This window comes from Streptococcus mitis, from assembly GCF_002096815.1.
GTDB classification, from domain to species: domain Bacteria; phylum Bacillota; class Bacilli; order Lactobacillales; family Streptococcaceae; genus Streptococcus; species Streptococcus mitis_AD.
Genome location: NZ_NCVJ01000021.1, coordinates 442,149 through 466,469 on the forward strand (window position 1 = coordinate 442,149; position 24,321 = coordinate 466,469).

A 24,321-nucleotide genomic window follows, 5' to 3' on the forward strand; every position below is an offset into this window, starting at 1 on the left:
GGCAGGACTAGGTCTTTGCCTCTTTTTATTTTTAAATGATGTTTGAGAAGGTTTTACAGTAAAAGAAAAGAAAAAATCTAGAAAGAAAATATGAAAGATAGAATAAAAGAATATTTACAAGACAAGGAAAAGGTGACTGTCAATGACTTGGCTCAGGCTTTGGGAAAAGACGGTTCCAAGGATTTTCGTGAGTTGATTAAAACCTTGTCCCTAATGGAAAGGAAGCACCAGATTCGTTTTGAAGAAGATGGTAGTCTGACATTAGAAATTAAGAAAAAACATGAGATTACTCTCAAGGGGATTTTTCATGCCCATAAAAATGGCTTTGGCTTTGTCAGTCTGGAAGGTGAGGAGGAAGACCTTTTTGTAGGAAAAAGCGATGTCAACTATGCTATTGATGGTGATACCGTTGAGGTCGTCATCAAGAAAGTCGCTGACCGAAATAAGGGAACAGCAGCAGAAGCAAAAATTATCGATATCTTAGAACACAGTCTGACAACAGTTGTTGGCCAAATCGTTCTAAATCAGGAAAAGCCCAAGTATGCTGGCTACATCCGTTCAAAGAATCAGAAAATCAGTCAACTGATTTATGTTAAGAAACCAGCCCTTAAACTCGAGGGAACCGAAGTTCTCAAGGTCTTTATCGATAAATACCCAAGCAAGAAACATGATTTCTTTGTTGCGAGTGTACTAGATGTGGTTGGGCATTCAACGGATGTCGGAATTGATGTTCTTGAGGTTTTGGAGTCTATGGACATTGTATCTGAGTTTCCAGAAGCTGTTGTCAAGGAAGCAGAAAGTGTTCCTGATGCTCCGTCTCAAAAGGATATGGAAGGTCGTCTGGATCTAAGAGATGAGATTACCTTTACCATTGATGGTGCGGATGCCAAGGACTTGGACGATGCGGTGCATATCAAGACCTTGAAAAATGGAAATCTAGAGCTTGGTGTTCACATCGCAGATGTTTCCTACTATGTGACCGAGGGTTCTGCCCTTGACAAGGAAGCCCTTAACCGAGCGACTTCAGTCTATGTAACAGACCGAGTGGTTCCAATGCTTCCAGAACGACTGTCAAATGGCATCTGTTCCCTCAATCCTCAAGTTGACCGCCTGACCCAGTCTGCCATTATGGAAATTGATAAACATGGTCGTGTAGTCAACTACACCATTACACAAACAGTTATCAAGACCAGTTTTCGTATGACCTATAGCGATGTCAATGATATCCTATCAGGTGACGAGGAGAAGAGACAAGAATATCAGAAAATTGTTCCAAGTATCGAACTCATGGCCAAGCTTCATGAAACTTTAGAAAATATGCGTGTGAAACGTGGAGCCCTCAATTTTGATACCAATGAAGCGAAGATTTTAGTGGATAAACAGGGTAAGCCTGTTGATATCGTCCTTCGTCAGCGTGGCATTGCCGAGCGTATGATTGAGTCCTTCATGTTGATAGCCAACGAAACAGTTGCCGAGCATTTTAGCAAGCTGGATCTACCTTTCATTTATCGAATTCACGAGGAACCTAAGGCTGAAAAAGTTCAGAAGTTTATTGATTATGCTTCGAGCTTTGGCTTGCGCATTTATGGGACTGCCAGTGAGATTAGCCAAGAGACCCTCCAAGACATCATGCGTGCTGTTGAGGGAGAACCTTATGCAGATGTATTGTCCATGATGCTTCTCCGTTCCATGCAACAGGCCCGCTATTCGGAGCACAATCACGGCCATTATGGATTAGCGGCTGACTATTATACTCACTTTACTAGTCCGATTCGTCGTTATCCAGACCTTCTTGTTCACCGTATGATTCGGGATTACGGCCGTTCTAAAGAAATAGCCGAGCATTTTGAACAAGTGATTCCAGAGATTGCGACCCAGTCTTCCAACCGTGAGCGTCGTGCCATCGAGGCTGAGCGTGAAGTCGAAGCCATGAAAAAGGCTGAGTACATGGAAGAATACGTGGGTGAAGAGTACGATGCGGTTGTGTCCAGCATTGTCAAGTTTGGTCTCTTTGTCGAATTGCCGAATACAGTTGAAGGCTTGATTCACATCACTAATCTACCTGAATTTTATCATTTCAATGAGCGGGATTTGACTCTTCGTGGGGAGAAATCAGGAACAACCTTCCGTGTAGGTCAGCAAATCCGTATCCGAGTTGAAAGAGCCGACAAGATGACGGGTGAAATTGACTTCTCTTACATCCCAAGTGAGTTTGATGTGATTGAAAAAGGCTTGAAACAGTCTAGTCGCAGTGACAGAGGGCGTGGTTCAAGTCGTCGTTCAGATAAGAAGGAAGATAAGAGAAAATCAGGACGCTCAAATGATAAGCGCAAGCATTCACAAAAAGACAAGAAGAAAAAAGGAAAGAAACCTTTTTATAAGGAAGTAGCTAAGAAAGGAGCCAAGCATGGCAAAGGGCGAGGGAAAGGTCGTCGCACAAAATAAAAAGGCGCGTCATGACTATACAATCGTAGATACGCTAGAGGCAGGAATGGTCCTGACTGGAACTGAAATCAAGAGTGTGCGAGCAGCTCGAATCAATCTCAAGGATGGCTTTGCCCAAGTAAAAAATGGGGAGGTCTGGTTGAGTAATGTTCATATCGCTCCTTACGAAGAGGGCAATATCTGGAACCAAGAACCAGAACGTCGTCGAAAACTCTTACTACATAAAAAGCAAATCCAAAAGTTGGAACAAGAGACTAAAGGAACAGGAATGACCCTGGTTCCCCTTAAAGTCTATATCAAAGATGGCCATGCCAAGCTTCTTTTAGGACTTGCCAAAGGGAAGCATGACTATGACAAACGGGAGTCTATCAAACGTCGTGAACAAAACCGCGATATCGCGCGTGTCATGAAAGCAGTCAACCAGCGATAAAAAGAGGAATGAAAATGGAAAAACTAGTTGCCTATAAACGCATGCCCTTGTGGAATAAACAAACTATGCCTGAAGCTGTTCAGCAGAAACACAATACCAAGGTTGGGACTTGGGGCAAGATTACTGTTTTAAAAGGAACTCTCAAGTTTATTGAATTGACAGAGGATGGGGATGTTCTAGCTGAACACCTATTTGAAGCAGGGGCTGACAATCCCATGGCACAACCACAAGCCTGGCACCGAGTGGAGGCTGTAACAGACGATGTAGAATGGTATTTAGAATTTTATTGTAAACCTGAGGATTATTTCCCTAAAAAATACAATACCAATCCTGTTCATTCAGAGGTCCTAGAGGCTATGCAGAAAGTAAAACCAGGGAAAGCCTTAGATTTGGGCTGTGGTCAAGGCCGTAATGCACTCTTTCTAGCAAAGAATGGTTTTGATGTGACAGCTGTGGATCAAAATGAATTATCTCTTGAAATCTTGCAAAGCATTGTGGAGCAGGAAGATTTGGATATGCCTGTTGGTCTCTACGATATCAATTCAGCCAGCATTGGGCAAGAATATGATTTTATCGTTTCAACAGTTGTTCTGATGTTTTTGCAAGCAGACCGCATTCCTGCAATTATCAAAAATATGCAGGAGCATACCACGGTCGGTGGCTACAACCTTATCGTCTGTGCCATGGACACGGAAGATTATCCTTGCTCGGTTAACTTCCCATTCACCTTTAAAGAAGGGGAATTGGCAGACTATTACAAGGACTGGGAAATGGTTAAGTACAATGAAAATCCAGGCCATCTTCACCGTCGCGATGAGAATGGCAATCGCATTCAACTACGCTTTGCGACCATGCTAGCTAAGAAAATCAAATAAACATGAATGAAGATTAGGAAATTTCCTGATCTTTTTTCTTTTTTACGAATAATATAGAAAAGGAGGGAAATCATGTTTGTTGCGAGAGATGCTAGGGGAGAATTGGTAAATGTGTTAGAGGATAAACTTGAGAAGGAAGCATACACCTGCCCAGCTTGTGGAGGTCAGCTCCGTTTGCGTCAAGGACCAAGTGTCCGGACCCATTTTGCCCACAAAACCTTAAAAGACTGTGATTTTTCCTCTGAAAATGAAAGTCAAGAACACTTGGAAAACAAGGAAGTCCTTTATCACTGGTTGAAAAAAGAGGCCGAGGTGCAATTAGAATACCTGCTTCCAGAGCTTAAACAGATTGCGGATGTATTTGTAAATGGCAATCTAGCTTTAGAGGTTCAATGTAGTCCCTTGCCTCAAAAAGTTCTTAAAGAGCGTAGCGAGGGCTATCGTAGTCAGGGTTACCAAGTACTGTGGTTGCTGGGAAAAAAACTGTGGCTCAAGGAGCGTTTGACTCGTCTACAACAAGGTTTTCTCTATTTCAGTCAAAACATGGGCTTTTATGTTTGGGAATTAGACAGTGAAAAACAAGTTTTAAGACTCAAATACCTGATTCACCAAGATCTCCGAGGTAAACTCCATTATCAGATTAAGGAATTTCCCTATGGTCACGGTAGTTTACTGGAGATATTACGTTTTCCCTATAAGAAACAAAAAATATCTCATTTTACAGTTTCTCAGGACAAGGACATCTGTCGTTATATCCGGCAACAACTGTACTATCAAAATCCCATTTGGATGAAAGAACAAGCAGAAGCCTATAAAAAGGGAGAAAATCTCCTGACTTATGGGCTAAAAGAATGGTATCCACAAATTCGACCACTAGTAGGTAATTTTTGCCAAATTGAGCAAGATTTGATTCGCTATTATCTGTATTTTCAAACCTATTATCAAGAAAATCCTCAAAATGATTGGCAAATGCTCTATCCACCAGCCTTTTATCAGCAATATTTCTTAAAAAATATGGTAGAATAGAAAGGATGGAGGAATCTAATGGTATTACAAAGACATGAAATAAATGAAAAAGATACATGGGATCTATCAACGATCTACCCAACTGACCAGGCTTGGGAAGAAGCCTTAAAAGATATAACAGAACAATTGGAGACAGTAGCCCAGTATGAAGGCCATCTCCTGGATAGTGCGGATAGTCTACTCGAAATTACTGAATTTTCTCTTGAAATGGAACGCCAAATGGAGAAGCTTTACGTTTATGCTCATATGAAGAATGACCAAGACACACGTGAAGCCAAGTACCAAGAGTACTATGCCAAGGCCATGACTCTCTATAGCCAGCTAGACCAAGCCTTTTCATTCTATGAACCTGAATTTATGGAGATTAGTGAAGAGCAGTATGCTGACTTTTTAGAAGCTCAGCCAAAATTGCAGGTTTATCAACACTATTTTGACAAGCTTTTGCAAGGCAAGGATCACGTTCTTTCACAACGCGAAGAAGAATTATTGGCTGGAGCTGGGGAAATCTTTGGTTCGGCAAGTGAAACCTTCGCTATCTTGGACAATGCGGATATTGTGTTCCCTTATGTTCTTGACGATGATGGTAAGGAAGTTCAGCTATCTCATGGGACTTACACACGTTTGATGGAGTCTAAAAATCGTGAGGTTCGTCGTGGTGCCTATCAAGCCCTTTATGCGACTTATCAACAATTCCAACACACCTATGCCAAAACCTTGCAAACCAATGTTAAGGTGCAAAACTACCGTGCCAAAGTTCGCAACTACAAGAGCGCTCGTCATGCAGCCCTAGCAGCCAATTTTGTTCCAGAGAGTGTTTATGACAATTTGGTAGCAGCAGTTCGCAAGCATTTGCCACTCTTGCATCGCTATCTTAACCTTCGTTCAAAAATCCTGGGAATTTCAGACCTCAAGATGTACGATGTCTACACACCACTTTCTTCTGTTGAATACAGTTTTACCTACCGAGAAGCCTTGAAAAAGGCAGAAGATGCCTTGGCAGTCTTGGGTGAGGATTACTTGAGCCGTGTCAAACGTGCCTTCAGTGAGCGTTGGATTGATGTTTACGAAAATCAAGGCAAGCGTTCAGGGGCTTACTCTGGTGGTTCTTACGATACCAATGCCTTTATGCTACTTAATTGGCAGGACAATTTAGACAATCTCTTTACCCTTGTTCATGAAACAGGTCACAGTATGCATTCAAGCTATACTCGTGAAACGCAGCCTTATGTTTACGGAGATTATTCTATCTTCTTGGCTGAGATTGCATCAACTACCAATGAAAATATCTTGACGGAGAAATTATTGGAAGAAGTGGAAGACGATGCAACGCGCTTTGCTATTCTCAATAACTTCCTAGATGGTTTCCGTGGAACAGTTTTCCGCCAAACTCAATTTGCCGAGTTTGAACACGCGATTCATCAAGCGGATCAAAATGGTGAAGTCTTGACAAGCGATTTCTTAAATAAACTGTACGCAGCCTTGAACCAAGAGTATTATGGTTTGAGTAAGGAAGACAATCCTGAAATCCAATACGAGTGGGCTCGCATTCCACACTTCTACTATAACTACTATGTATATCAATATTCAACAGGTTTTGCAGCAGCCTCAGCCTTGGCTGAAAAGATTGTTCATGGTAGTCAAGAAGACCGTGACCGTTATATCGACTACCTCAAGGCAGGTAAGTCTGACTATCCACTTAATGTCATGAGAAAAGCTGGTGTTGATATGGAGAAGGAAGATTACCTAAACGATGCCTTTGCTGTCTTTGAACGTCGTTTGAATGAGTTTGAAGCCCTTGTTGAAAAATTGGGATTGGCATAAGATGGTTGAATCGTATAGTAAGAATGCCAACCATAACATGCGTCGTCCTGTTGTCAAAGAAGAAATTGTGGACTTGATGCGCCAGCGTCAAAAGCAAGTCACAGGTTCCCTGAAAGAATTGGAAGACTTTGCTCGCAAGGAAAATATTCCCATCATTCCCCATGAAACGGTTGCTTATTTCCGTTTTCTCATGGAAACCATGCGGCCTAAAAATATTCTGGAAATTGGGACGGCTATCGGTTTTTCAGCCCTCTTGATGGCTGAACATGCGCCAAATGCTAAGATTACAACCATTGACCGCAATCCAGAAATGATTGGATTTGCCAAGGAAAATTTCGCCCAGTTTGACAGTCGCAAGCAAATTACGCTCCTAGAAGGAGATGCGGTAGATGTCTTATCTACCTTGACAGAGTCCTATGATTTCGTCTTTATGGATTCAGCCAAGTCTAAATACATCGTCTTTCTGCCAGAAATCCTCAAATATTTGGAAGTCGGTGGTGTGGTTGTCTTGGATGATATTTTTCAAGGTGGTGATGTTGCCAAGGACATTAGGGAGGTTCGTCGTGGCCAGCGAACTATTTATCGAGGCCTTCAAAAATTATTTGATGCAACTTTAGACAATCCAGGACTCACTGCAACATTAGTACCTTTAGGGGACGGCATTCTCATGCTTCGTAAAAATGTAGCAGATGTTCAATTGCTTGACAGCGAATAATTTTCAGAAAAATTTAAGAAAATATAGTAAAATAGATAGGGTAACACTTATCTCAAAGGAGTAGACATGAAGAAAAAACTATTGGCAGGTGCCATTACACTATTATCAGTAGCAACTTTAGCAGCTTGTTCGAAAGGTTCAGAAGGGGCAGACCTTATCAGCATGAAAGGGGATGTCATCACAGAACATCAATTTTATGAGCAAGTGAAAATCAATCCTTCGGCCCAACAAGTCTTGTTGAACTTGACTATTCAAAAAGTATTTGAGAAGCAATATGGCTCAGAAGTAGATGACAAAGAAATCGATGATATCATTTCTGGAGAAGAAAAACAATATGGTGAGAATTACCAACGTGTCTTATCACAATCAGGTATGACTCTTGAAACACGTAAAGCACAAATTCGTACAAGTAAATTAGTTGAATTTGCAGTTAAAAAGGCTGCAGAAGCTGAATTAACTGATGAAGCGTATAAGAAAGCATTTGAGAACTATACTCCGGACGTAACTGCTCAAATTATTCGTTTTGATAATGAGGATAAAGCGAAAGAAGTCCTCGAAAAAGCTAAGGCAAGTGGCGCAGATTTCGCTCAATTAGCTAAAGATAACTCAACTGATGAGAAAACCAAAGCTAACGGTGGTGAAATTACTTTTGATTCAGCTTCAACAGAGGTACCAGATCAAGTTAAGAAAGCAGCTTTTGCCTTGGATGTTAATGGCATTTCTGATGTCATTACAGCTACTGGTACTCAAGCATACAGCAGTCAGTATTACATTGTAAAACTCATTAAGAAAACAGAAAAGTCATCTAATATCGATGACTACAAAGAAAAATTGAAAACTGTTATCTTGATTCAAAAACAAAATGATGCATCATTTGTTCAAAGTATTGTCGGAAAAGAATTGCAAGCAGCTAATATCAAGGTTAAAGACCAAGCCTTCCAAAATATCTTTACCCAATATATCGGTGGTGGCGATTCAAGCTCAAGCAGTTCTTCAAAAGAATAAAACAGAAAAGAGCCAAGTGCTCTTTTTCTTATGAGAAAATCTTCTATCTTAAGGGTAAGAGTTTTTTTCTTTCGGAAAAAATGGTATAATAGCAATCAAAACTAGAAAATAAACGGAATTTGGGAATAATTTCTTTTGTTCTCATTAGATTGGTGATACTATGAAGATTAGTAAGAGGCACCTGTTAAACTATTCTATTCTAGTTCCTTACTTACTTTTATCTATTTTGGGTTTGATTGTAGTCTATTCTACAACCAGTGCCATTCTTATCGAAGAAGGTAAAAGTGCCCTCCAATTGGTTCGAAGTCAGGGAATGTTTTGGATATTTAGTTTAATATTGATGGCCTTGATATATAAGCTGAAACTGAATTTTTTAAGAAAAGAACGTCTCTTATTTATTGTTATGTTTGTTGAGCTGATTCTCTTAGCTCTAGCTCGCTTAATTGGTACGCCAGTCAATGGAGCCTATGGTTGGATTTCAGTAGGACCTTTGACCATTCAACCAGCGGAGTATTTGAAGATTATCATCGTCTGGTACTTGGCCCAACGTTTTTCAAAACAACAGGATGAAATTAGTGTTTACGATTTTCAAGTTTTAACTCAAAATCAATGGATTCCTCGAGCTTTTAATGATTGGCGTTTTGTCCTCTTGGTAATGATAGGAAGTTTGGCCATTTTCCCAGATTTGGGGAATGCTACCATATTAGCTCTGGTCGCCTTGATTATGTATACAGTTAGTGGGATTGCTCATCGTTGGTTTATAGCCTTTATCGGTATATTGTTTGGAGTTTCAGCCCTATCCTTATCAACTATCTCTATGATTGGGGTTGATAAGTTTTCAAAAGTTCCAGTATTTGGTTACGTTGCCAAGCGTTTCAGTGCCTACTTTAATCCCTTTGCTGATTTGGCAGGAGCAGGCCACCAACTTGCAAATTCCTACTTTGCCATGGTAAATGGTGGTTGGTTTGGTCTAGGATTAGGAAATTCAATTGAAAAACGTGGTTATTTACCAGAGGCCCATACAGATTTTGTATTTTCAATTGTCATTGAAGAGTTTGGATTTGTGGGAGCCAGCTTGATTTTAGCCCTTGTCTTTTTCCTGATTTTACGAATTATCCTAGTAGGTATTCGTGCTAAGAATCCCTTTAATTCCATGATGGCGATTGGGGTTGGGGGGATGATGCTGGTACAGGTATTTGTCAATATCGGTGGAATTTCTGGCATTATTCCTTCGACAGGAGTAACCTTCCCCTTCTTATCACAAGGAGGGAACAGTCTCCTAGTCTTGTCTGTAGCCATCGCCTTTGTCTTAAATATTGATGCAAGTGAAAAACGTGCCCAATTATATGAGGAGTTAGAAACTCACTCATCAAACTATATGTAGAGTTGATAGTGGAAAGGATTACCTATGTCTCTTCAAAAATTAGAAAACTATAGTAATAAAGCTGTCGTGCAAGAAGAAGTATTAATTTTAACAGAATTGTTAGAAGATATTACTAAAAATATGCTTGCCCCAGAGACTTTTGAAAAAATCATGCAGTTGAAGGAATTATCAACTAAAGAAGATTATCAAGGCTTGAACCAACTGGTTACTAGTCTGACAAATGATGAAATGGCTTATATTTCACGCTATTTCTCTATCTTACCTCTTTTGATTAATATTTCAGAAGACGTGGATTTGGCCTATGAAATCAACCATCAAAATAACATCGATCAAGATTATCTTGGTAAATTGTCAGCAACTATCAAAATGGTTGCGGAAAAAGAAAACGCGGTTGAAATTCTAGAACACTTGAATGTTGTCCCTGTTTTGACAGCCCATCCAACACAAGTGCAACGTAAGAGTATGTTGGATTTGACCAACCATATCCATACCCTCTTGCGTAAGTACCGTGATGTGAAATTAGGTTTGATTAATAAGGAAAAATGGCATAATGATCTCCGTCGTTACATTGAGATTATCATGCAGACAGATATGATTCGTGAAAAGAAATTGAAAGTTACCAATGAAATCACGAATGTAATGGAATACTACAATAGCTCATTCTTGAAAGCAGTTCCTCATTTGACTGCTGAGTACAAGCGTCTGGCTAAAAAACACGGTTTGGAGTTGAAACATCCTAAACCAATTACCATGGGTATGTGGATTGGTGGAGACCGTGATGGTAATCCTTTTGTTACAGCAGATACCTTAAAACAATCTGCTATGACTCAGTGTGGAGTCATCATGAATTACTATGATGAAAAGATTTACCAACTTTATCGTGAGTTCTCTCTCTCAACCAGTATTGTCAATGTGAGCAAGCAAGTCAGAGAAATGGCTCGTCAGTCTAAGGATAACTCGATTTATCGTGAAAAAGAGCTATACCGTCGTGCCTTGTTTGATATTCAATCAAAAATCCAAGCGACAAAAGCTTATTTGATTGAGGATAAGGAAGTTGGAACTCGCTATGAAACAGCTAATGATTTTTATAAGGATTTAATTACCATTCGTGATTCCCTCTTGGAAAACAAGGGTGAAGCACTGATTTCTGGTGATTTTGTTGAGCTAATTCAGGCAGTTGAAATTTTTGGTTTCTATTTGGCATCTATTGACATGCGTCAAGATTCTAGTGTTCATGAAGCCTGTGTAGCTGAACTCTTGAAATCAGCAGGCATTCATTCTCATTATAGTGAACTAAGTGAAGAAGAAAAATGCCAGCTTCTTTTGAAAGAACTAGAGGAAGATCCACGTATTCTTTCTGCTACTCATGTTGAAAAATCAGAGTTACTCGAAAAAGAATTAGCAATCTTTAAAGCTGCTCGTAAGTTGAAAGATAAGTTGGGTGATGACGTCATTCGTCAGACTATCATTTCACATGCAACCAGCGTATCAGACATGTTGGAATTGGCTATCTTACTAAAAGAAGTAGGTCTAGTTGATAAAGAAAGAGCCCGTGTCCAAATTGTTCCTCTCTTTGAAACAATCGAGGACTTGGACCACTCAGAAGAAACCATGAGAGAGTACCTTTCTCTTCCTCTTGCTAAGAAATGGATTGCTTCACGTAATAACTACCAAGAAATCATGCTTGGTTACTCTGATAGTAATAAAGATGGTGGCTACTTATCATCATGTTGGACCCTCTACAAGGCTCAACAACAATTGACTGCTATTGGAGATGAATTTGGTGTTAAGGTTACCTTCTTCCATGGCCGTGGTGGGACTGTCGGTCGTGGTGGTGGACCAACCTATGAAGCCATCACATCTCAACCGCTTAAGTCTATCAAGGACCGTATCCGCTTGACGGAGCAGGGGGAAGTAATTGGGAATAAATACGGTAACAAAGACGCTGCCTACTATAATCTTGAAATGTTGGTTTCAGCAGCCATTAACCGTATGATTACTCAGAAGAAGAGCGATACAAATACCTCAAATCGTTATGAAGCTATTATGGATCAAGTAGTGGACCGTAGTTACGATATCTACCGTGATTTGGTCTTTGGAAATGATCATTTCTATGATTATTTCTTTGAGTCAAGTCCAATCAAGGCTATTTCAAGCTTTAACATTGGTTCTCGTCCAGCTGCTCGTAAGACTATTACTGAAATCGGTGGTTTGCGAGCTATCCCTTGGGTCTTCTCATGGTCGCAAAGCCGCGTCATGTTCCCTGGATGGTATGGGGTTGGTTCAAGCTTCAAGGAATTTATTGATAAAAATCCAGAGAATATCGCTATCCTACGAGACATGTACCAAAACTGGCCTTTCTTCCAATCGCTTCTTTCAAATGTCGATATGGTCTTGTCAAAATCAAATATGAATATTGCTTTTGAATATGCCAAACTTTGTGAGGATGAAGAAGTAAAAGCAATCTATGAGACTATTCTAAATGAATGGCAAGTTACCAAGGAAGTCATCTTGGCTATTGAAGGTTATGATGAACTTTTGGCTGAGAATCCATATCTAAAAGCAAGTTTGGATTACCGTATGCCTTACTTTAATATTCTTAACTATATCCAGTTGGAGTTGATTAAACGTCAACGTCGTGGAGAATTATCAAGCGATCAAGAAAAATTAATCCATACAACCATCAACGGAATTGCGACAGGATTGCGTAATTCAGGCTGATACCTTTCAAACTTCCTCTTTTCAATAGGGGAAGTTTTTGAATATTTCAAAAAAATGCTCAAAGAGTCTTGACAAGTAGTTGAAAAATGATATAATTTAACCATTCAGAAAAGTAGTCATACAAACTTTTTAGAGAGTCTGTGGTAGCTGAAAACAGATAAGTGGTGATGATGAAAATTGGGCTGAATGTTATGTAGAATTTGAAATCATAAAAATTCGGTGAGCACACCTTACAGTGCATCTCGTTATTGCGAGACAGAGCGATAGGGAAATTCCCTATAATTGAGGTGGTACCGCGCATCGACGTCCTCACACAAGTTTTTTGTGTGAGGACTTTTTGATGGAGGTTAGTATGGAAAGAAAACGATGGCGTCGCTTGTTCAGATAAGTGAAGTAGTTTAAAGGAATTAAAAAGGAGAAATAGAATGAAAAATAAACGTTTAATTGGAATTATCGCTGCATTAGCAGTCTTAGTAGCAGGAAGCTTGATTTACTCTTCAATGAATAAACCAGAAGCTAAAAACGAAAAGAAAGTTGCCAAAGTTGGTGTCCTTCAGTTTGTGAGCCATCCATCTCTTGACTTGATTTATAAAGGGATTCAAGATGGACTTGCAGAAGAAGGCTATAAAGATGATCAGTTGAAGATCGACTTTATGAACTCAGAAGGCGACCAAAGTAAGGTTGCGACCATGAGTAAACAGTTGGTTGCAAATGGCAATGACCTTGTGGTTGGTATCGCAACACCAGCTGCCCAAGGTTTGGCTAGTGCAACAAAAGATCTACCTGTTATCATGGCTGCTATTACAGACCCAATCGGTGCGAACTTGGTTAAAGATTTAAAAAAACCAGGTGGAAATATTACAGGGGTATCTGACCACAATCCAGCTCAACAACAAGTAGAACTCATCAAGGCTTTGACACCAAATGTGAAAACAATAGGTGCTCTTTACTCAAGCAGTGAAGATAATTCAAAAACACAGGTAGAAGAATTTAAGGCTTATGCTGAAAAAGCAGGTTTGACAGTAGAAACATTTGCGGTTCCTTCAACAAACGAAATTGCTTCAACAGTTAACGTTATGACTAGCAAGGTTGATGCTATCTGGGTTCCAATCGACAACACCATTGCTTCAGCCTTCTCAACAGTTGTATCAAGTAATCAATCCGCTAAGAAACCAATTTATCCAAGCGCGACTGCCATGGTAGAAGCAGGTGGTTTGGCATCAGTTGTAGTTGACCAACACGACCTTGGTGTGGCAACAGGTAAAATGATTGCACAAGTCTTGAAAGGTGCAAAACCAGCTGAAACTCCAGTCAATGTCTTTTCAACTGGTAAGTCAGTAATTAACAAAAAATTGGCACAAGAGCTAGGTATTACGATTCCTGAATCTGTTCTAAAAGAAGCAGGACAAGTGATTGAATAATCTACAATGGAGGAGTTGGGGACATCTCCTCCAATTTTTTACAATAGAAATCATATAGAAAAGGTTAAGAAACAGATGATATTATCTATTATTTCTCAAGGATTTGTCTGGGCTATTCTAGGTCTGGGGATCTTTATGACATTTAGGATTTTGAACTTTCCAGATATGACGACAGAAGGTTCCTTCCCTCTTGGGGGAGCTGTTGCTGTCACTTTGATAACCAAAGGAGTGAACCCATTTTTAGCGACTCTTGTTGCTGTAGGAGCAGGTTGTTTGGCTGGAATGGCAGCAGGACTTCTTTATACAAAAGGGAAGATCCCAACCTTGCTCTCAGGGATTTTGGTGATGACTTCCTGTCACTCTATCATGCTCTTGATTATGGGACGTGCAAATTTAGGATTGCTTGGAACCAAGCAAATCCAGGATGTTTTGCCTTTTGATTCAGATTTGAACCAACTCTTGACAGGTCTCATCTTTGTCAGTCTTGTTATTGCTCTCATGCTCTTTTTCTTGGATACCAAACTCGGACAAGCCTATATTGCTACAGGTGACAATCCTGATATGGCTAGAAGTTTCGGGATTCATACTGGGCGCATGGAGCTTATGGGGTTGGTCTTATCAAATGGTGTGATTGCCCTTGCAGGGGCTCTTATTGCCCAGCAAGAAGGCTATGCTGATGTTTCTCGAGGAATCGGGGTTATCGTTGTGGGGCTTGCAAGTTTGATTATTGGAGAAGTTATCTTCAAGAGTTTGAGCTTGGCAGAGCGTTTGGTTGCCATCGTTGTGGGTTCTATCGCTTATCAATTCTTAGTGTGGGCAGTTATTGCGCTTGGCTTTAATACAAGTTACCTTCGTTTGTACAGTGCCTTGATTCTAGCAGTCTGCCTCATGATTCCAACATTTAAGCAAACAATCTTGAAAGGAGCCAAGTTAAGCAAATGACAGCAATTGTAGAATTAAAAAATGCAACCAAAATCGTTAAAAATGGCTTTGATGAAGAAAAGATTATTTTAAATGATGTTTCCTTAGAAATTTTTGAACAGGACTTTATCACGATTTTGGGTGGTAATGGAGCTGGGAAATCGACCCTCTTTAACACCATTGCAGGAACCTTATCACTAACCAGTGGAACCATCCGTATTTTGGGTGAAGATGTTACCAAGTTTTCACCAGAGAAGCGGGCTAAGTATCTGTCTCGAGTCTTCCAAGATCCCAAGATGGGGACAGCTCCTCGTATGACGGTCGCTGAAAATCTTTTGATTGCCAAGTTTCGTGGTGAAAAGCGTGGACTCTTCCCAAGACGCTTGACTAGTTATAAGGATGAATTTCAGGCAACCATTGAAAAAGTAGGAAATGGTCTTGAAAAACACTTGAATACACCGATTGAGTTCTTATCAGGTGGACAAAGACAGGCCTTGAGTCTTTTGATGGCAACCTTGAAGCGACCTGAATTACTCTTGTTAGACGAGCATACTGCAGCCCTTGATCCAAAGACAAGTGTCGCCTTAATGGAATTGACGGATGAATTTGTCAAGAAAGACCAGCTGACAGCCCTTATGATTACCCACCATATGGAAGATGCTCTCAAATATGGTAATCGTCTGATTGTCATGAAAGAAGGACGAATTATCCAAGATTTGAACCAAGAAGAAAAAGCAAAAATGAAAATCTCTGACTACTATCAATTATTTGAATAGATGACCTTTATTTTCATCAAAAAATAGAGAAGAAAAACTCAGAAGCATTAAAATGTTTCTGAGTTTTTTAACTCTCTTTTCTATTTAGAAAAATAAGGCAAAGATAATTACGGAAAGCGTATGAAATGGTTTACTTTTTTTCAGAAATAAGCTATACTAGTTTACGTGATACTATGATAAGATGGAGGTATTGTGTATGGTTGACAAACAAGTCATTGAAGAAATCAAAAACAATGCCAACATTGTGGAAGTCATAGGAGATGTGATTTCTTTACAAAAGGCAGGACGGAACTATCTAGGGCTCTGTCCTTTTCATGGTGAAAAAACACCTTCTTTCAACGTTGTTGAGGATAAGCAGTTTTACCACTGTTTTGGTTGTGGTCGCTCAGGTGATGTCTTTAAATTCATCGAGGAGTATCAAGGAGTTCCCTTTATGGAGGCTGTCCAAATCTTAGGTCAGCGTGTCGGGATAGAGGTGGAAAAACCGCTTTATAGTGAACAGAAGCCAGCTTCACCCCACCAAGCTCTTTATGATATGCACGAAGATGCTGCCAAATTTTATCATGCTATTCTCATGACAACGACCATGGGGGAGGAGGCCAGAAACTACCTTTATCAGCGTGGTTTGACAGATGAAGTGCTCAAGCATTTTCGGATTGGTTTGGCACCTCCAGAACGAAACTATCTCTATCAACGTTTGTCTGGTCAGTATCGTGATGAGGATTTCCTAGATTCAGGACTGTTTTATCTCTCGGATGCTAATCAATTTGTAGATACCTTTCACAATCGGATTATGTTTCCCCTGACAAATGACCAAGGAAAGGTCATTGCCTTCTCAGGTCGTATCTGGCAGAAAACGGATTCACAAACTTCTAAGTATAAAAATAGCCGATCGACTGCAATTTTTAACAAAAGTTACGAATTATATCATATGGATAGGGCTAAAAAATCTTCTGGAAAAGCCAGTGAGATTTATCTGATGGAAGGATTCATGGATGTTATTGCAGCCTATCGAGCTGGAATCGAAAACGCTGTTGCATCAATGGGAACGGCCTTGAGTCGTGAGCATGTTGAGCATCTGAAAAGGTTAACCAAGAAGTTGGTTCTTGTTTATGATGGCGATAAGGCTGGGCAAGCCGCGACATTGAAAGCATTGGATGAAATTGGTGATATGCCTGTGCAGATTGTCAGCATGCCTGATAACTTGGATCCAGATGAGTATCTACAAAAAAATGGACCAGAAGACTTGGCCTATCTATTAACGAAAACTCGTATTAGTCCGATTGAGTTCTACATTCACCAGTATAAGCCTGAAAATAGTGAAAATCTGCAGGCTCAGATTGAGTTTATTGAAAAAATAGCTCCCTTGATTGTTCAAGAAAAGTCTATCACTGCTCAAAACAGTTATATTCATATTTTAGCTGACAGTTTGACGTCCTTTGATTATGCTCAGATTGAGCAGATTGTTAATGAAAGCCGTCAGGCTCAAAGGCAGAATCGTATGGAAGGAATTTCCAGACCGACGCAAATCACTATGCCTGTCACCAAGCAGTTATCAGCTATTATGAGGGCAGAAGCTCATCTACTTTATCGAATGATGGAATCCCCTCTTGTTTTAAACGATTACCGTTTGCGAGAAGACTTTGCGTTTGACACACCTGAATTTCAGGTCTTATATGACTTGCTTGACCAGTATGGCAATCTTCCTCCAGAAGTTTTAGCAGAACAAACAGAGGAAGTTGAAAGAGCCTGGTATCAAGTTTTAGCTCAGGATTTGCCTGCTGAGATGTCACCGCAGGAACTTAGTGAAGTAGAAATGACTCGAAACAAGGCTCTCTTGAATCAGGACAATATGAGAATCAAAAAGAAGGTGCAGGAAGCTAGCCATGTAGGAGATACAGACACAGCCCTAGAAGAATTGGGACGTTTAATTTCCCAAAAGAGAAGAATGGAGTAATAATGGCAACAAAACAAAAAGAAGTAACAACATTTGATGTACAAGTAGCAGAATTTATCCGTAATCATAAACAAAAAGGGACAGCAACTGATGATGAAATTAATGCGAGTCTGGTGATTCCTTTTACCTTGGATGCTGATGGAATTGAAGATCTCTTGCAACGGATTCAGGATGCAGGAATTTCAATCACAGATAACGAAGGAAATCCAAGTGCGCGTGTTCTTAGTGCTGAAGAAGAACCAGAACTCAGCGATGAGGACTTGATTGGTTCAACTTCGGCTAAGGTTAATGACCCTGTTCGAATGTACTTGAAAGAAATCGGAGTCGTTCCTCTCTTGACTAATGAAGAGGAAAAAGAATTAGCACTGGCTGTTGAAGCTGGTGATATCGAAGCCAAACAACGTCTTGCGGAAGCTAACCTTCGTTTGGTTGTTTCTATTGCTAAACGCTATGTCGGCCGAGGTATGCAGTTCCTTGACTTGATTCAAGAAGGGAACATGGGCTTGATGAAGGCGGTTGACAAGTTTGACTATTCTAAAGGGTTCAAGTTCTCAACTTATGCAACTTGGTGGATTCGTCAGGCTATCACTCGTGCTATTGCGGATCAAGCTCGTACTATTCGTATCCCAGTCCACATGGTTGAAACCATCAATAAATTGGTTCGTGAACAGCGTAATCTCCTTCAAGAATTGGGACAAGATCCAACGCCAGAACAGATTGCTGAACGAATGGATATGACACCTGATAAGGTTCGTGAAATCTTGAAGATTGCCCAAGAACCAGTATCTCTTGAAACACCAATCGGTGAAGAGGATGATAGCCATCTTGGAGACTTTATCGAAGATGAAGTAATTGAAAATCCAGTGGACTATACAACTCGTATCGTCTTGCGTGAGCAGTTGGATGAGGTCTTGGATACTCTTACAGACCGTGAAGAAAATGTTCTGCGTCTACGTTTTGGACTAGATGATGGAAAAATGCGCACCCTTGAAGATGTGGGGAAAGTCTTTAACGTAACCCGTGAGCGTATCCGTCAGATTGAAGCAAAGGCTTTGAGAAAACTACGCCAACCAAGTCGTAGCAAACCGCTTCGTGATTTTATTGAAGACTAAGAGTGAGGAAAATATGGCTTATACAGAAGAGCAAATTGAAAATATCAAAACACGGATTTTAACAGCCTTGGAAGAAGTCATCGACCCTGAGTTGGGAATCGATATTGTCAATCTTGGTTTGATTTATGAGATTCGTTTTGACGGTGACACAGGGCAAACAGAGATTGATATGACTTTGACAACCATGGGTTGTCCCCTGGCAGATCTTTTGACAGACCAGATTTATGATGCTATGACAGAGGTTCCAGAAGTAACGGATACTGAGGTCAAATTAGTTTGGTATCCAGCCTGGACTGTTGAAAAAATGAGTCGCTATGCACGCATTGCCCTAGGCATTAAGTAAACAAATAAAAGCATGTGAGAGATTATTGGAAAATCGAGGAAATTTCCTCTTCTTTTCCTTTAGTCTCTCCTTTCTTTTGCTGATTTTATTCAAAGAAAATGATATAATAGTAGTTATGGAAAAAAAGAAATTACGCATCAATATGTTGAGTTCAAGTGAGAAAGTAGCAGGACAAGGAGTTTCAGGTGCTTACCGTGAATTAGTTCGTCTTCTTCACCGTGATGCCAAGGACCAATTGATTGTTACAGAAAATCTTCCAATAGAGGCAGATGTGACTCACTTTCATACAATTGATTTCCCCTATTATTTATCAACCTTCCAAAAGAAACGCTCAGGAAGGAAAATTGGCTATGTGCATTTCTTGCCTGATACACTTGAGGGGAGTTTGAAAATTCCATTTTTCTTAAAGGGAATTGTGAAACGCTATGTATTTTCTTTTTACAACCGGATGGAGCACTTGGTTGTGGTCAATCCTATGTTTATCGAGGATTTGGTGGCAGCTGGTATTCCACGTGAAAAAGTGACCTATATTCCTAACTTTGTAAACAAGGAAAAATGGCATCCTCTTCCACAGGAAGAGGTAGCGATACTGCGTACAGAGCTAGGTCTTAGTGATAATCAGTTTATCGTAGTAGGTGCTGGTCAAGTTCAGAAGCGCAAAGGGATTGACGATTTTATCCGTCTGGCTGAGGAATTGCCGCAAATTACCTTTATCTGGGCAGGTGGTTTCTCTTTTGGTGGCATGACAGATGGTTATGAACGCTACAAGAAAATTATGGATAATCCACCTAAAAATTTGATGTTTCCAGGTATTGTGTCACCAGAGCGAATGCGCGAATTGTATGCCCTAGCGGATCTTTTCTTGTTACCTAGTTACAATGAGCTATTCCCTATGACTATTTTAGAGGCTGCTAGTTGTGAAGCTCCTATTATGTTGCGTGATTTGGATCTTTATAAGGTAATTTTGGAGGGAAATTATCGGGCGACAGCAGATAGAGAAGAGATGAAAGAAGCTATTCTGGAATATCAAGCAAATCCTGTTGCTTTAAAAGACCTCAAAGAAAAAGCTAAGAATATTTCCAGAGAGTATTCTGAAGAGCATCTGTTACAAATCTGGTTGGACTTTTATGAGAAACAAGCCGCTTTAGGGAGAAAGAAAAAGTGAGGTAATCTATGCGAATTGGTTTATTTACAGATACCTATTTTCCTCAGGTTTCTGGTGTTGCGACCAGTATTCGAACCTTGAAAACAGAACTTGAAAAGCAGGGGCATGCTGTTTTTATCTTTACAACGACAGATAAGGATGTCAATCGCTACGAAGATTGGCAAATTATCCGCATACCAAGTGTTCCTTTCTTTGCTTTTAAGGATCGCCGCTTTGCCTATCGAGGTTTTAGCAAGGCGCTTGAAATTGCCAAACAGTATCAGCTAGATATTATCCATACTCAGACAGAATTTTCTCTAGGCTTGTTGGGGATTTGGATTGCGCGTGAATTGAAGATTCCAGTCATCCATACCTATCACACCCAATACGAAGACTACGTGCATTATATTGCTAAGGGAATGTTGATTCGTCCTAGTATGGTCAAGTATCTGGTCAGAGGTTTCCTGCACGATGTGGATGGGGTTATTTGCCCGAGCGAGATTGTCCGTGACTTGTTATCTGACTATAAGGTCAAGGTGGAAAAGCGAGTCATTCCAACTGGGATTGAATTAGCCAAGTTTGAACGTCCAGAAATCAAGCAAGAAAATCTGAAAGAACTGCGTAGTAAACTAGGGATTCAAGATGATGAAAAGATGTTGCTTAGTCTTTCCAGAATTTCCTATGAAAAAAATATTCAAGCAGTATTAGCGGCCTTTGCAGAAGTTCTGAAAGAAGAAGACAAGGTTAAACTGGTGGTAGCTGGAGATGGTCCTTATCTGAATGACCTCAAAGAGCAAGCTCAGAAACTAGAGATTCAAGATTCTGTTATCTTTACCGGGATGATTGCTCCTAGTGAGACAGCTCTTTACTATAAGGCGGCAGATTTCTTCATCTCAGCATCGACAAGTGAGACGCAAGGTTTGACATACTTGGAAAGCTTGGCCAGTGGAACACCTGTCATTGCTCATGGAAATCCTTATCTGGACAATCTTATCAGTGATAAAATGTTTGGAACCTTGTATTACGGTGAGCATGATTTGGCTGGAGCTATTCTGGAGGCCCTGATTGCAACGCCAGATATGGACGAGCATACCTTATCAGAGAAATTATATGAGATTTCAGCTGAGAATTTTGGAAAACGAGTGCATGAGTTTTATCTGGATGCCATTATTTCAAATAACTTCCAGAAAGATTTAGCAAAAGATGATACGGTCAGCCAGCGTATCTTTAAGACAGTTTTGTATTTACCGCAACAGGTGGTTGCTGTGCCTGTAAAAGGCTCTAGACGAATGCTGAGGGCTTCAAAAACACAGTTAATCAGCATCAGAGATTATTGGAAAGACCATGAAGAATAGAAAGAGGAACAGCTATGAAAAAACAATTGATGAGAAGCGGTAGTGATCAAAAAATTGCTGGAGTATGTGCTGGGGTCGCAAATTATTTTGATATGGATCCTACTATTGTTCGTGTAATATGGGGTGTTCTTGCATTTTGTTATGGGGCAGGAATTGTAGCTTATATCATTTTATGGATTATTGCGCCGGTAGCAAGTGACTATTGAAAACTAGCTGAATTCATGCTAAGATAATAGAAAATAGAATGTAACGAAGGAGAAAAAAATGGCATTTGGAGATAATGGAAAACGTAAAAAAACGATGTTTGAGAAATTAACCTTGCTTATCGTACTTATCATGTTAGTAGCAAGTATTTTGGGTATTTTTGCAACTGCAATTGGTGCCCTCAGTAATCTATAAAATAGATTCAAGAAAATTTTGTGACTGGGATTTCCCAGCCCTTTTTTAAAGTGAGAAAAAAAATGAGTATGTTTTTAGATACAGCCAAGATCAAGGTCAAGGCTGGTAATGGTGGCGATGGCATGGTTGCCTTTCGCCGTGAAAAATATGTCCCTAATGGCGGTCCTTGGGGTGGTGATGGTGGTCGTGGAGGTAATGTAGTCTTCGTTGTAGACGAAGGTTTGCGTACCTTGATGGATTTCCGCTACAATCGCCATTTCAAGGCTGATTCTGGTGAAAAAGGAATGACCAAAGGGATGCATGGTCGTGGTGCTGAAGACCTAAGAGTTCGTGTACCGCAAGGTACGACTGTTCGTGATGCGGAAACTGGTAAGGTCTTGACAGATTTGATTGAACACGGTCAAGAATTTATCGTAGCCCACGGTGGTCGTGGTGGACGTGGAAATATCCGCTTTGCGACACCAAAAAATCCTGCACCTGAAATCTCTGAAAATGGAGAACCAGGTCAGGAACGTGAGTTACAATTGGAACTAAAAATCTTGGCAGATGTTGGTTTAGTTGGATTCCCATCTGTAGGGAAATCAACACTTTTAAGTGTTATCACATCTGCTAAACCTAAAATTGGTGCCTACCATTTTACGACTATTGTGCCAAATCTTGGTATGGTTCGTACCCAATCAGGTGACTCCTTTGCAGTAGCTGATTTACCAGGTTTGATTGAAGGGGCTAGTCAAGGTGTTGGTTTGGGAACTCAGTTCCTCCGCCACATTGAGCGTACCCGTGTCATCCTTCATATTATTGATATGTCAGCTAGCGAAGGACGTGATCCTTATGAGGACTACTTAGCTATCAATAAGGAGTTAGAGTCTTATAACCTCCGTCTCATGGAGCGTCCACAGATTATCGTAGCCAACAAAATGGACATGCCTGAGAGTCAAGAAAATCTTAAAGAGTTTAAGAAAAAATTGGCTGAAAATTATGATGAATTTGAAGAGTTACCAGCTATCTTCCCAATTTCTGGATTGACCAAGCAAGGTCTGGCAACGCTTTTGGATGCTACAGCTGAATTGTTAGACAAGACACCAGAATTCTTGCTTTATGATGAGTCAGATATGGAAGAAGAAGCTTACTATGGATTTGATGAGGAAGAAAAAGCCTTTGAAATTAGTCGTGATGACGATGCGACATGGGTGCTTTCTGGTGAAAAACTCATGAAACTCTTTAATATGACCAACTTTGATCGTGACGAATCGGTCATGAAATTTGCCCGTCAATTACGTGGTATGGGGGTTGATGAAGCCCTTCGTGCGCGTGGTGCTAAAGATGGTGACTTGGTCCGAATTGGTAAATTTGAGTTTGAGTTTGTAGACTAGGAGACTGATATGGGAGATAAACCGATATCTTTCCGAGATGCGGATGGCAATTTCATTTCCGCTGCAGATGTTTGGAATGAAAAGAAATTGGAAGAACTATTTAATCGTCTCAATCCAAATCGTGCCCTAAGATTGGCACGAACTAAAAAAGACAATCCATCTCAGTGAAATAGATAAAAAGATTCCGTGCCATATAAGACACGGAATTTTCTTATTCTTCAAAGAAAAATGGTGGAGCAAATTTTTTCAGCTCTTCAAAGCATTTTTGAGCAGCTTCTGCATCTTCACAGATGACAAGGCAGACATCATCGCCACAGAGAGTAGCGATAGCGTCAGGGAAGTTCAATGCATCAATGATAGAACCAAAGGATTGAGCAAGTCCAGGAAGGGTTTTTAGTAGGACTTGATGTTGAACTGGGCGCATCAAGACAAGAGCATCTTCCATGTAAATTTCGAGACGTTTTTCCCATTTTGAGGTTGAACCTGTATTGAGTACGTAGTAAGAGTTGTCTTCTTCTCGTACTTTTGAAAGGTTCATACTTTTAATATCTCTCGAAAGTGTAGCTTGTGTAACTTTAATATCATTATCGGCAAGAAGAGCTTGTAGCTCAGCTTGAGTATGAATCTTGTTTTTCGTTACAAGAGCTCGTATGAGTTGGTGTCGGTGTTCAGATTTATTCATAAAATGTTACTCCTTGTATTAGATACAGAAAGCGTGGACTGAACGAGATTGTCAGTCGGGTGGTAAGCGGTATTGTCACGTATGATGATTTCAAAGTTAGTAGTATAGGACTAAACGGAGAGAATTTCCCTCTTTTAACTTGTCACTAGTTGAGTGTAGATGAATTGGGTATCTATCCGTTTATCTACATTGGTGTCCTCTACTAACAGTAAATCATTCAATTAGGGTAGCCTTTTGTCACGACTTGTTGTGAATTTACGATTAATGTCAATTCACAGAGATTTTCCAACATGTGGTGTGGTAGCGAATATTATTAATGAGTACACATGTTGGTTAGGGTCTTAATATCTTTTGTCCAAAATCCAGTTTTAAACATTAGACTAGGATTGGATTTGATACCAAGTTTCTGTTTCGTT

The 24,321-nt window shown here is 40.2% G+C and carries 22 protein-coding genes, 1 pseudogene and 1 other annotated feature; of the genes and pseudogenes, 21 read left to right on the plus strand and 2 right to left on the minus strand.

The window, feature by feature from the left end:
- Positions 1-90: 90 nt before the first annotated feature.
- From rnr to B7696_RS09085, 21 genes are all read left to right on the plus strand, one after another.
- Positions 91-2,445: a ribonuclease R gene (rnr, locus tag B7696_RS08985; protein WP_084863296.1), complete on the plus strand. Its 2,355-nt coding sequence runs from the start codon at positions 91-93 to the stop codon at positions 2,443-2,445.
- Positions 2,408-2,875, plus strand: a complete 468-nt coding sequence (smpB, locus tag B7696_RS08990) for an SsrA-binding protein SmpB (RefSeq protein ID WP_084863298.1) — start codon at positions 2,408-2,410, stop codon at positions 2,873-2,875. The genes rnr and smpB overlap by 38 nt, the downstream gene beginning before the upstream one ends.
- Positions 2,876-2,889: 14 nt before the next feature.
- Positions 2,890-3,750: an SAM-dependent methyltransferase TehB gene (gene tehB, locus B7696_RS08995; protein WP_084863300.1), complete on the plus strand. Its 861-nt coding sequence runs from the start codon at positions 2,890-2,892 to the stop codon at positions 3,748-3,750.
- A gap of 72 nt (positions 3,751-3,822) precedes the next feature.
- The gene (locus tag B7696_RS09000; RefSeq protein WP_084863302.1) at positions 3,823-4,776 is read left to right on the plus strand and encodes a competence protein CoiA; all 954 of its coding nucleotides are present in this window, start codon (positions 3,823-3,825) and stop codon (positions 4,774-4,776) included.
- A gap of 18 nt (positions 4,777-4,794) precedes the next feature.
- Entirely contained in the window at positions 4,795-6,597 is a 1,803-nt protein-coding gene (gene pepF, locus B7696_RS09005; RefSeq protein WP_084863305.1) for an oligoendopeptidase F, read from the plus strand.
- 1 nt (position 6,598) lies between these two features.
- Positions 6,599-7,312 carry an O-methyltransferase gene (locus tag B7696_RS09010; protein WP_084863529.1) on the plus strand — a complete coding sequence of 238 codons (714 nt, stop codon included), beginning with the start codon at positions 6,599-6,601 and terminating at the stop codon, positions 7,310-7,312.
- 66 nt (positions 7,313-7,378) lie between these two features.
- Positions 7,379-8,317 (plus strand): peptidylprolyl isomerase PrsA, encoded by a 939-nt coding sequence (gene prsA / locus B7696_RS09015; protein ID WP_084863307.1) that lies wholly within the window; start codon positions 7,379-7,381, stop codon positions 8,315-8,317.
- Positions 8,318-8,477: 160 nt separating this feature from the next.
- Entirely contained in the window at positions 8,478-9,701 is a 1,224-nt protein-coding gene (gene ftsW, locus B7696_RS09020) for a cell division peptidoglycan polymerase FtsW (RefSeq protein WP_084863308.1), read from the plus strand.
- Positions 9,702-9,725: 24 nt separating this feature from the next.
- Positions 9,726-12,422, plus strand: coding sequence for a phosphoenolpyruvate carboxylase (gene ppc, locus B7696_RS09025; RefSeq protein WP_084863310.1), 2,697 nt, complete (start codon positions 9,726-9,728; stop codon positions 12,420-12,422).
- 96 nt (positions 12,423-12,518) lie between these two features.
- Positions 12,519-12,736 (plus strand) — a binding site (T-box leader).
- 111 nt (positions 12,737-12,847) lie between these two features.
- A complete protein-coding gene (trpX, locus tag B7696_RS09030; RefSeq protein ID WP_049491792.1) occupies positions 12,848-13,843 on the plus strand; it encodes a tryptophan ABC transporter substrate-binding protein in 996 nt (331 codons plus the stop codon).
- 75 nt (positions 13,844-13,918) lie between these two features.
- Positions 13,919-14,785 carry an ABC transporter permease gene (locus tag B7696_RS09035; RefSeq protein WP_084863531.1) on the plus strand — a complete coding sequence of 289 codons (867 nt, stop codon included), beginning with the start codon at positions 13,919-13,921 and terminating at the stop codon, positions 14,783-14,785.
- Positions 14,782-15,540, plus strand: a complete 759-nt coding sequence (locus B7696_RS09040; protein WP_084863312.1) for an ABC transporter ATP-binding protein — start codon at positions 14,782-14,784, stop codon at positions 15,538-15,540. The genes B7696_RS09035 and B7696_RS09040 overlap by 4 nt, the downstream gene beginning before the upstream one ends.
- A gap of 196 nt (positions 15,541-15,736) precedes the next feature.
- Positions 15,737-17,497 carry a DNA primase gene (gene dnaG, locus B7696_RS09045; protein WP_084863314.1) on the plus strand — a complete coding sequence of 587 codons (1,761 nt, stop codon included), beginning with the start codon at positions 15,737-15,739 and terminating at the stop codon, positions 17,495-17,497.
- Between the two features lie 2 nt (positions 17,498-17,499).
- On the plus strand, positions 17,500-18,609 hold the full coding sequence (gene rpoD, locus B7696_RS09050; protein WP_004259586.1) for an RNA polymerase sigma factor RpoD: 1,110 nt from the start codon (positions 17,500-17,502) through the stop codon (positions 18,607-18,609).
- 13 nt (positions 18,610-18,622) lie between these two features.
- Complete coding sequence (locus tag B7696_RS09055; protein WP_000331929.1) at positions 18,623-18,952, plus strand: metal-sulfur cluster assembly factor; 330 nt, start codon at positions 18,623-18,625, stop codon at positions 18,950-18,952.
- A gap of 115 nt (positions 18,953-19,067) precedes the next feature.
- Positions 19,068-20,117 (plus strand): alpha-galactosylglucosyldiacylglycerol synthase, encoded by a 1,050-nt coding sequence (gene cpoA / locus B7696_RS09060; RefSeq protein ID WP_239822200.1) that lies wholly within the window; start codon positions 19,068-19,070, stop codon positions 20,115-20,117.
- Between the two features lie 8 nt (positions 20,118-20,125).
- Positions 20,126-21,451 (plus strand): glycosyltransferase family 4 protein, encoded by a 1,326-nt coding sequence (locus B7696_RS09065; RefSeq protein WP_084863316.1) that lies wholly within the window; start codon positions 20,126-20,128, stop codon positions 21,449-21,451.
- Between the two features lie 14 nt (positions 21,452-21,465).
- Positions 21,466-21,657: a PspC domain-containing protein gene (locus B7696_RS09070; protein WP_161800596.1), complete on the plus strand. Its 192-nt coding sequence runs from the start codon at positions 21,466-21,468 to the stop codon at positions 21,655-21,657.
- Between the two features lie 58 nt (positions 21,658-21,715).
- Entirely contained in the window at positions 21,716-21,850 is a 135-nt protein-coding gene (locus B7696_RS09075; RefSeq protein WP_000863852.1) for a DUF4044 domain-containing protein, read from the plus strand.
- A gap of 62 nt (positions 21,851-21,912) precedes the next feature.
- Positions 21,913-23,223 carry a GTPase ObgE gene (gene obgE / locus B7696_RS09080; RefSeq protein ID WP_084863317.1) on the plus strand — a complete coding sequence of 437 codons (1,311 nt, stop codon included), beginning with the start codon at positions 21,913-21,915 and terminating at the stop codon, positions 23,221-23,223.
- 9 nt (positions 23,224-23,232) lie between these two features.
- Entirely contained in the window at positions 23,233-23,391 is a 159-nt protein-coding gene (locus B7696_RS09085; protein WP_084863319.1) for a hypothetical protein, read from the plus strand.
- Between the two features lie 43 nt (positions 23,392-23,434).
- On the opposite strand, the gene B7696_RS09090 is transcribed toward B7696_RS09085, so the two are convergent.
- Positions 23,435-23,905 (minus strand): arginine repressor, encoded by a 471-nt coding sequence (locus tag B7696_RS09090; protein ID WP_084863321.1) that lies wholly within the window; start codon positions 23,903-23,905, stop codon positions 23,435-23,437.
- Positions 23,902-24,203: pseudogene (locus tag B7696_RS10665) on the minus strand (Xaa-Pro dipeptidyl-peptidase); the annotation flags it as partial. The gene B7696_RS09090 and the pseudogene B7696_RS10665, both read right to left, overlap by 4 nt.
- Between the last annotated feature and the right edge of the window lie 118 nt (positions 24,204-24,321).

Excerpts from the sequence above, each read along its gene's own strand:
- B7696_RS09075 (WP_000863852.1), top strand. The coding sequence starts at position 21,716 with ATGGCATTTGGAGATAATGGAAAACGTAAAAAAACGATGTTTGAGAAA.
- rnr (WP_084863296.1), top strand. The coding sequence starts at position 91 with ATGAAAGATAGAATAAAAGAATATTTACAAGACAAGGAAAAGGTGACT.
- B7696_RS09090 (WP_084863321.1), bottom strand. The coding sequence starts at position 23,905 with ATGAATAAATCTGAACACCGACACCAACTCATACGAGCTCTTGTAACG.
- smpB (WP_084863298.1), top strand. The coding sequence starts at position 2,408 with ATGGCAAAGGGCGAGGGAAAGGTCGTCGCACAAAATAAAAAGGCGCGT.
- dnaG (WP_084863314.1), top strand. The coding sequence starts at position 15,737 with ATGGTTGACAAACAAGTCATTGAAGAAATCAAAAACAATGCCAACATT.
- B7696_RS09065 (WP_084863316.1), top strand. The coding sequence starts at position 20,126 with ATGCGAATTGGTTTATTTACAGATACCTATTTTCCTCAGGTTTCTGGT.
- B7696_RS09070 (WP_161800596.1), top strand. The coding sequence starts at position 21,466 with ATGAAAAAACAATTGATGAGAAGCGGTAGTGATCAAAAAATTGCTGGA.
- B7696_RS09055 (WP_000331929.1), top strand. The coding sequence starts at position 18,623 with ATGGCTTATACAGAAGAGCAAATTGAAAATATCAAAACACGGATTTTA.
- prsA (WP_084863307.1), top strand. The coding sequence starts at position 7,379 with ATGAAGAAAAAACTATTGGCAGGTGCCATTACACTATTATCAGTAGCA.
- trpX (WP_049491792.1), top strand. The coding sequence starts at position 12,848 with ATGAAAAATAAACGTTTAATTGGAATTATCGCTGCATTAGCAGTCTTA.
- ftsW (WP_084863308.1), top strand. The coding sequence starts at position 8,478 with ATGAAGATTAGTAAGAGGCACCTGTTAAACTATTCTATTCTAGTTCCT.
- B7696_RS09010 (WP_084863529.1), top strand. The coding sequence starts at position 6,599 with ATGGTTGAATCGTATAGTAAGAATGCCAACCATAACATGCGTCGTCCT.
- B7696_RS09000 (WP_084863302.1), top strand. The coding sequence starts at position 3,823 with ATGTTTGTTGCGAGAGATGCTAGGGGAGAATTGGTAAATGTGTTAGAG.
- obgE (WP_084863317.1), top strand. The coding sequence starts at position 21,913 with ATGAGTATGTTTTTAGATACAGCCAAGATCAAGGTCAAGGCTGGTAAT.
- tehB (WP_084863300.1), top strand. The coding sequence starts at position 2,890 with ATGGAAAAACTAGTTGCCTATAAACGCATGCCCTTGTGGAATAAACAA.
- pepF (WP_084863305.1), top strand. The coding sequence starts at position 4,795 with ATGGTATTACAAAGACATGAAATAAATGAAAAAGATACATGGGATCTA.
- cpoA (WP_239822200.1), top strand. The coding sequence starts at position 19,068 with ATGGAAAAAAAGAAATTACGCATCAATATGTTGAGTTCAAGTGAGAAA.
- ppc (WP_084863310.1), top strand. The coding sequence starts at position 9,726 with ATGTCTCTTCAAAAATTAGAAAACTATAGTAATAAAGCTGTCGTGCAA.
- rpoD (WP_004259586.1), top strand. The coding sequence starts at position 17,500 with ATGGCAACAAAACAAAAAGAAGTAACAACATTTGATGTACAAGTAGCA.
- B7696_RS09040 (WP_084863312.1), top strand. The coding sequence starts at position 14,782 with ATGACAGCAATTGTAGAATTAAAAAATGCAACCAAAATCGTTAAAAAT.
- B7696_RS09085 (WP_084863319.1), top strand. The coding sequence starts at position 23,233 with ATGGGAGATAAACCGATATCTTTCCGAGATGCGGATGGCAATTTCATT.
- B7696_RS09035 (WP_084863531.1), top strand. The coding sequence starts at position 13,919 with ATGATATTATCTATTATTTCTCAAGGATTTGTCTGGGCTATTCTAGGT.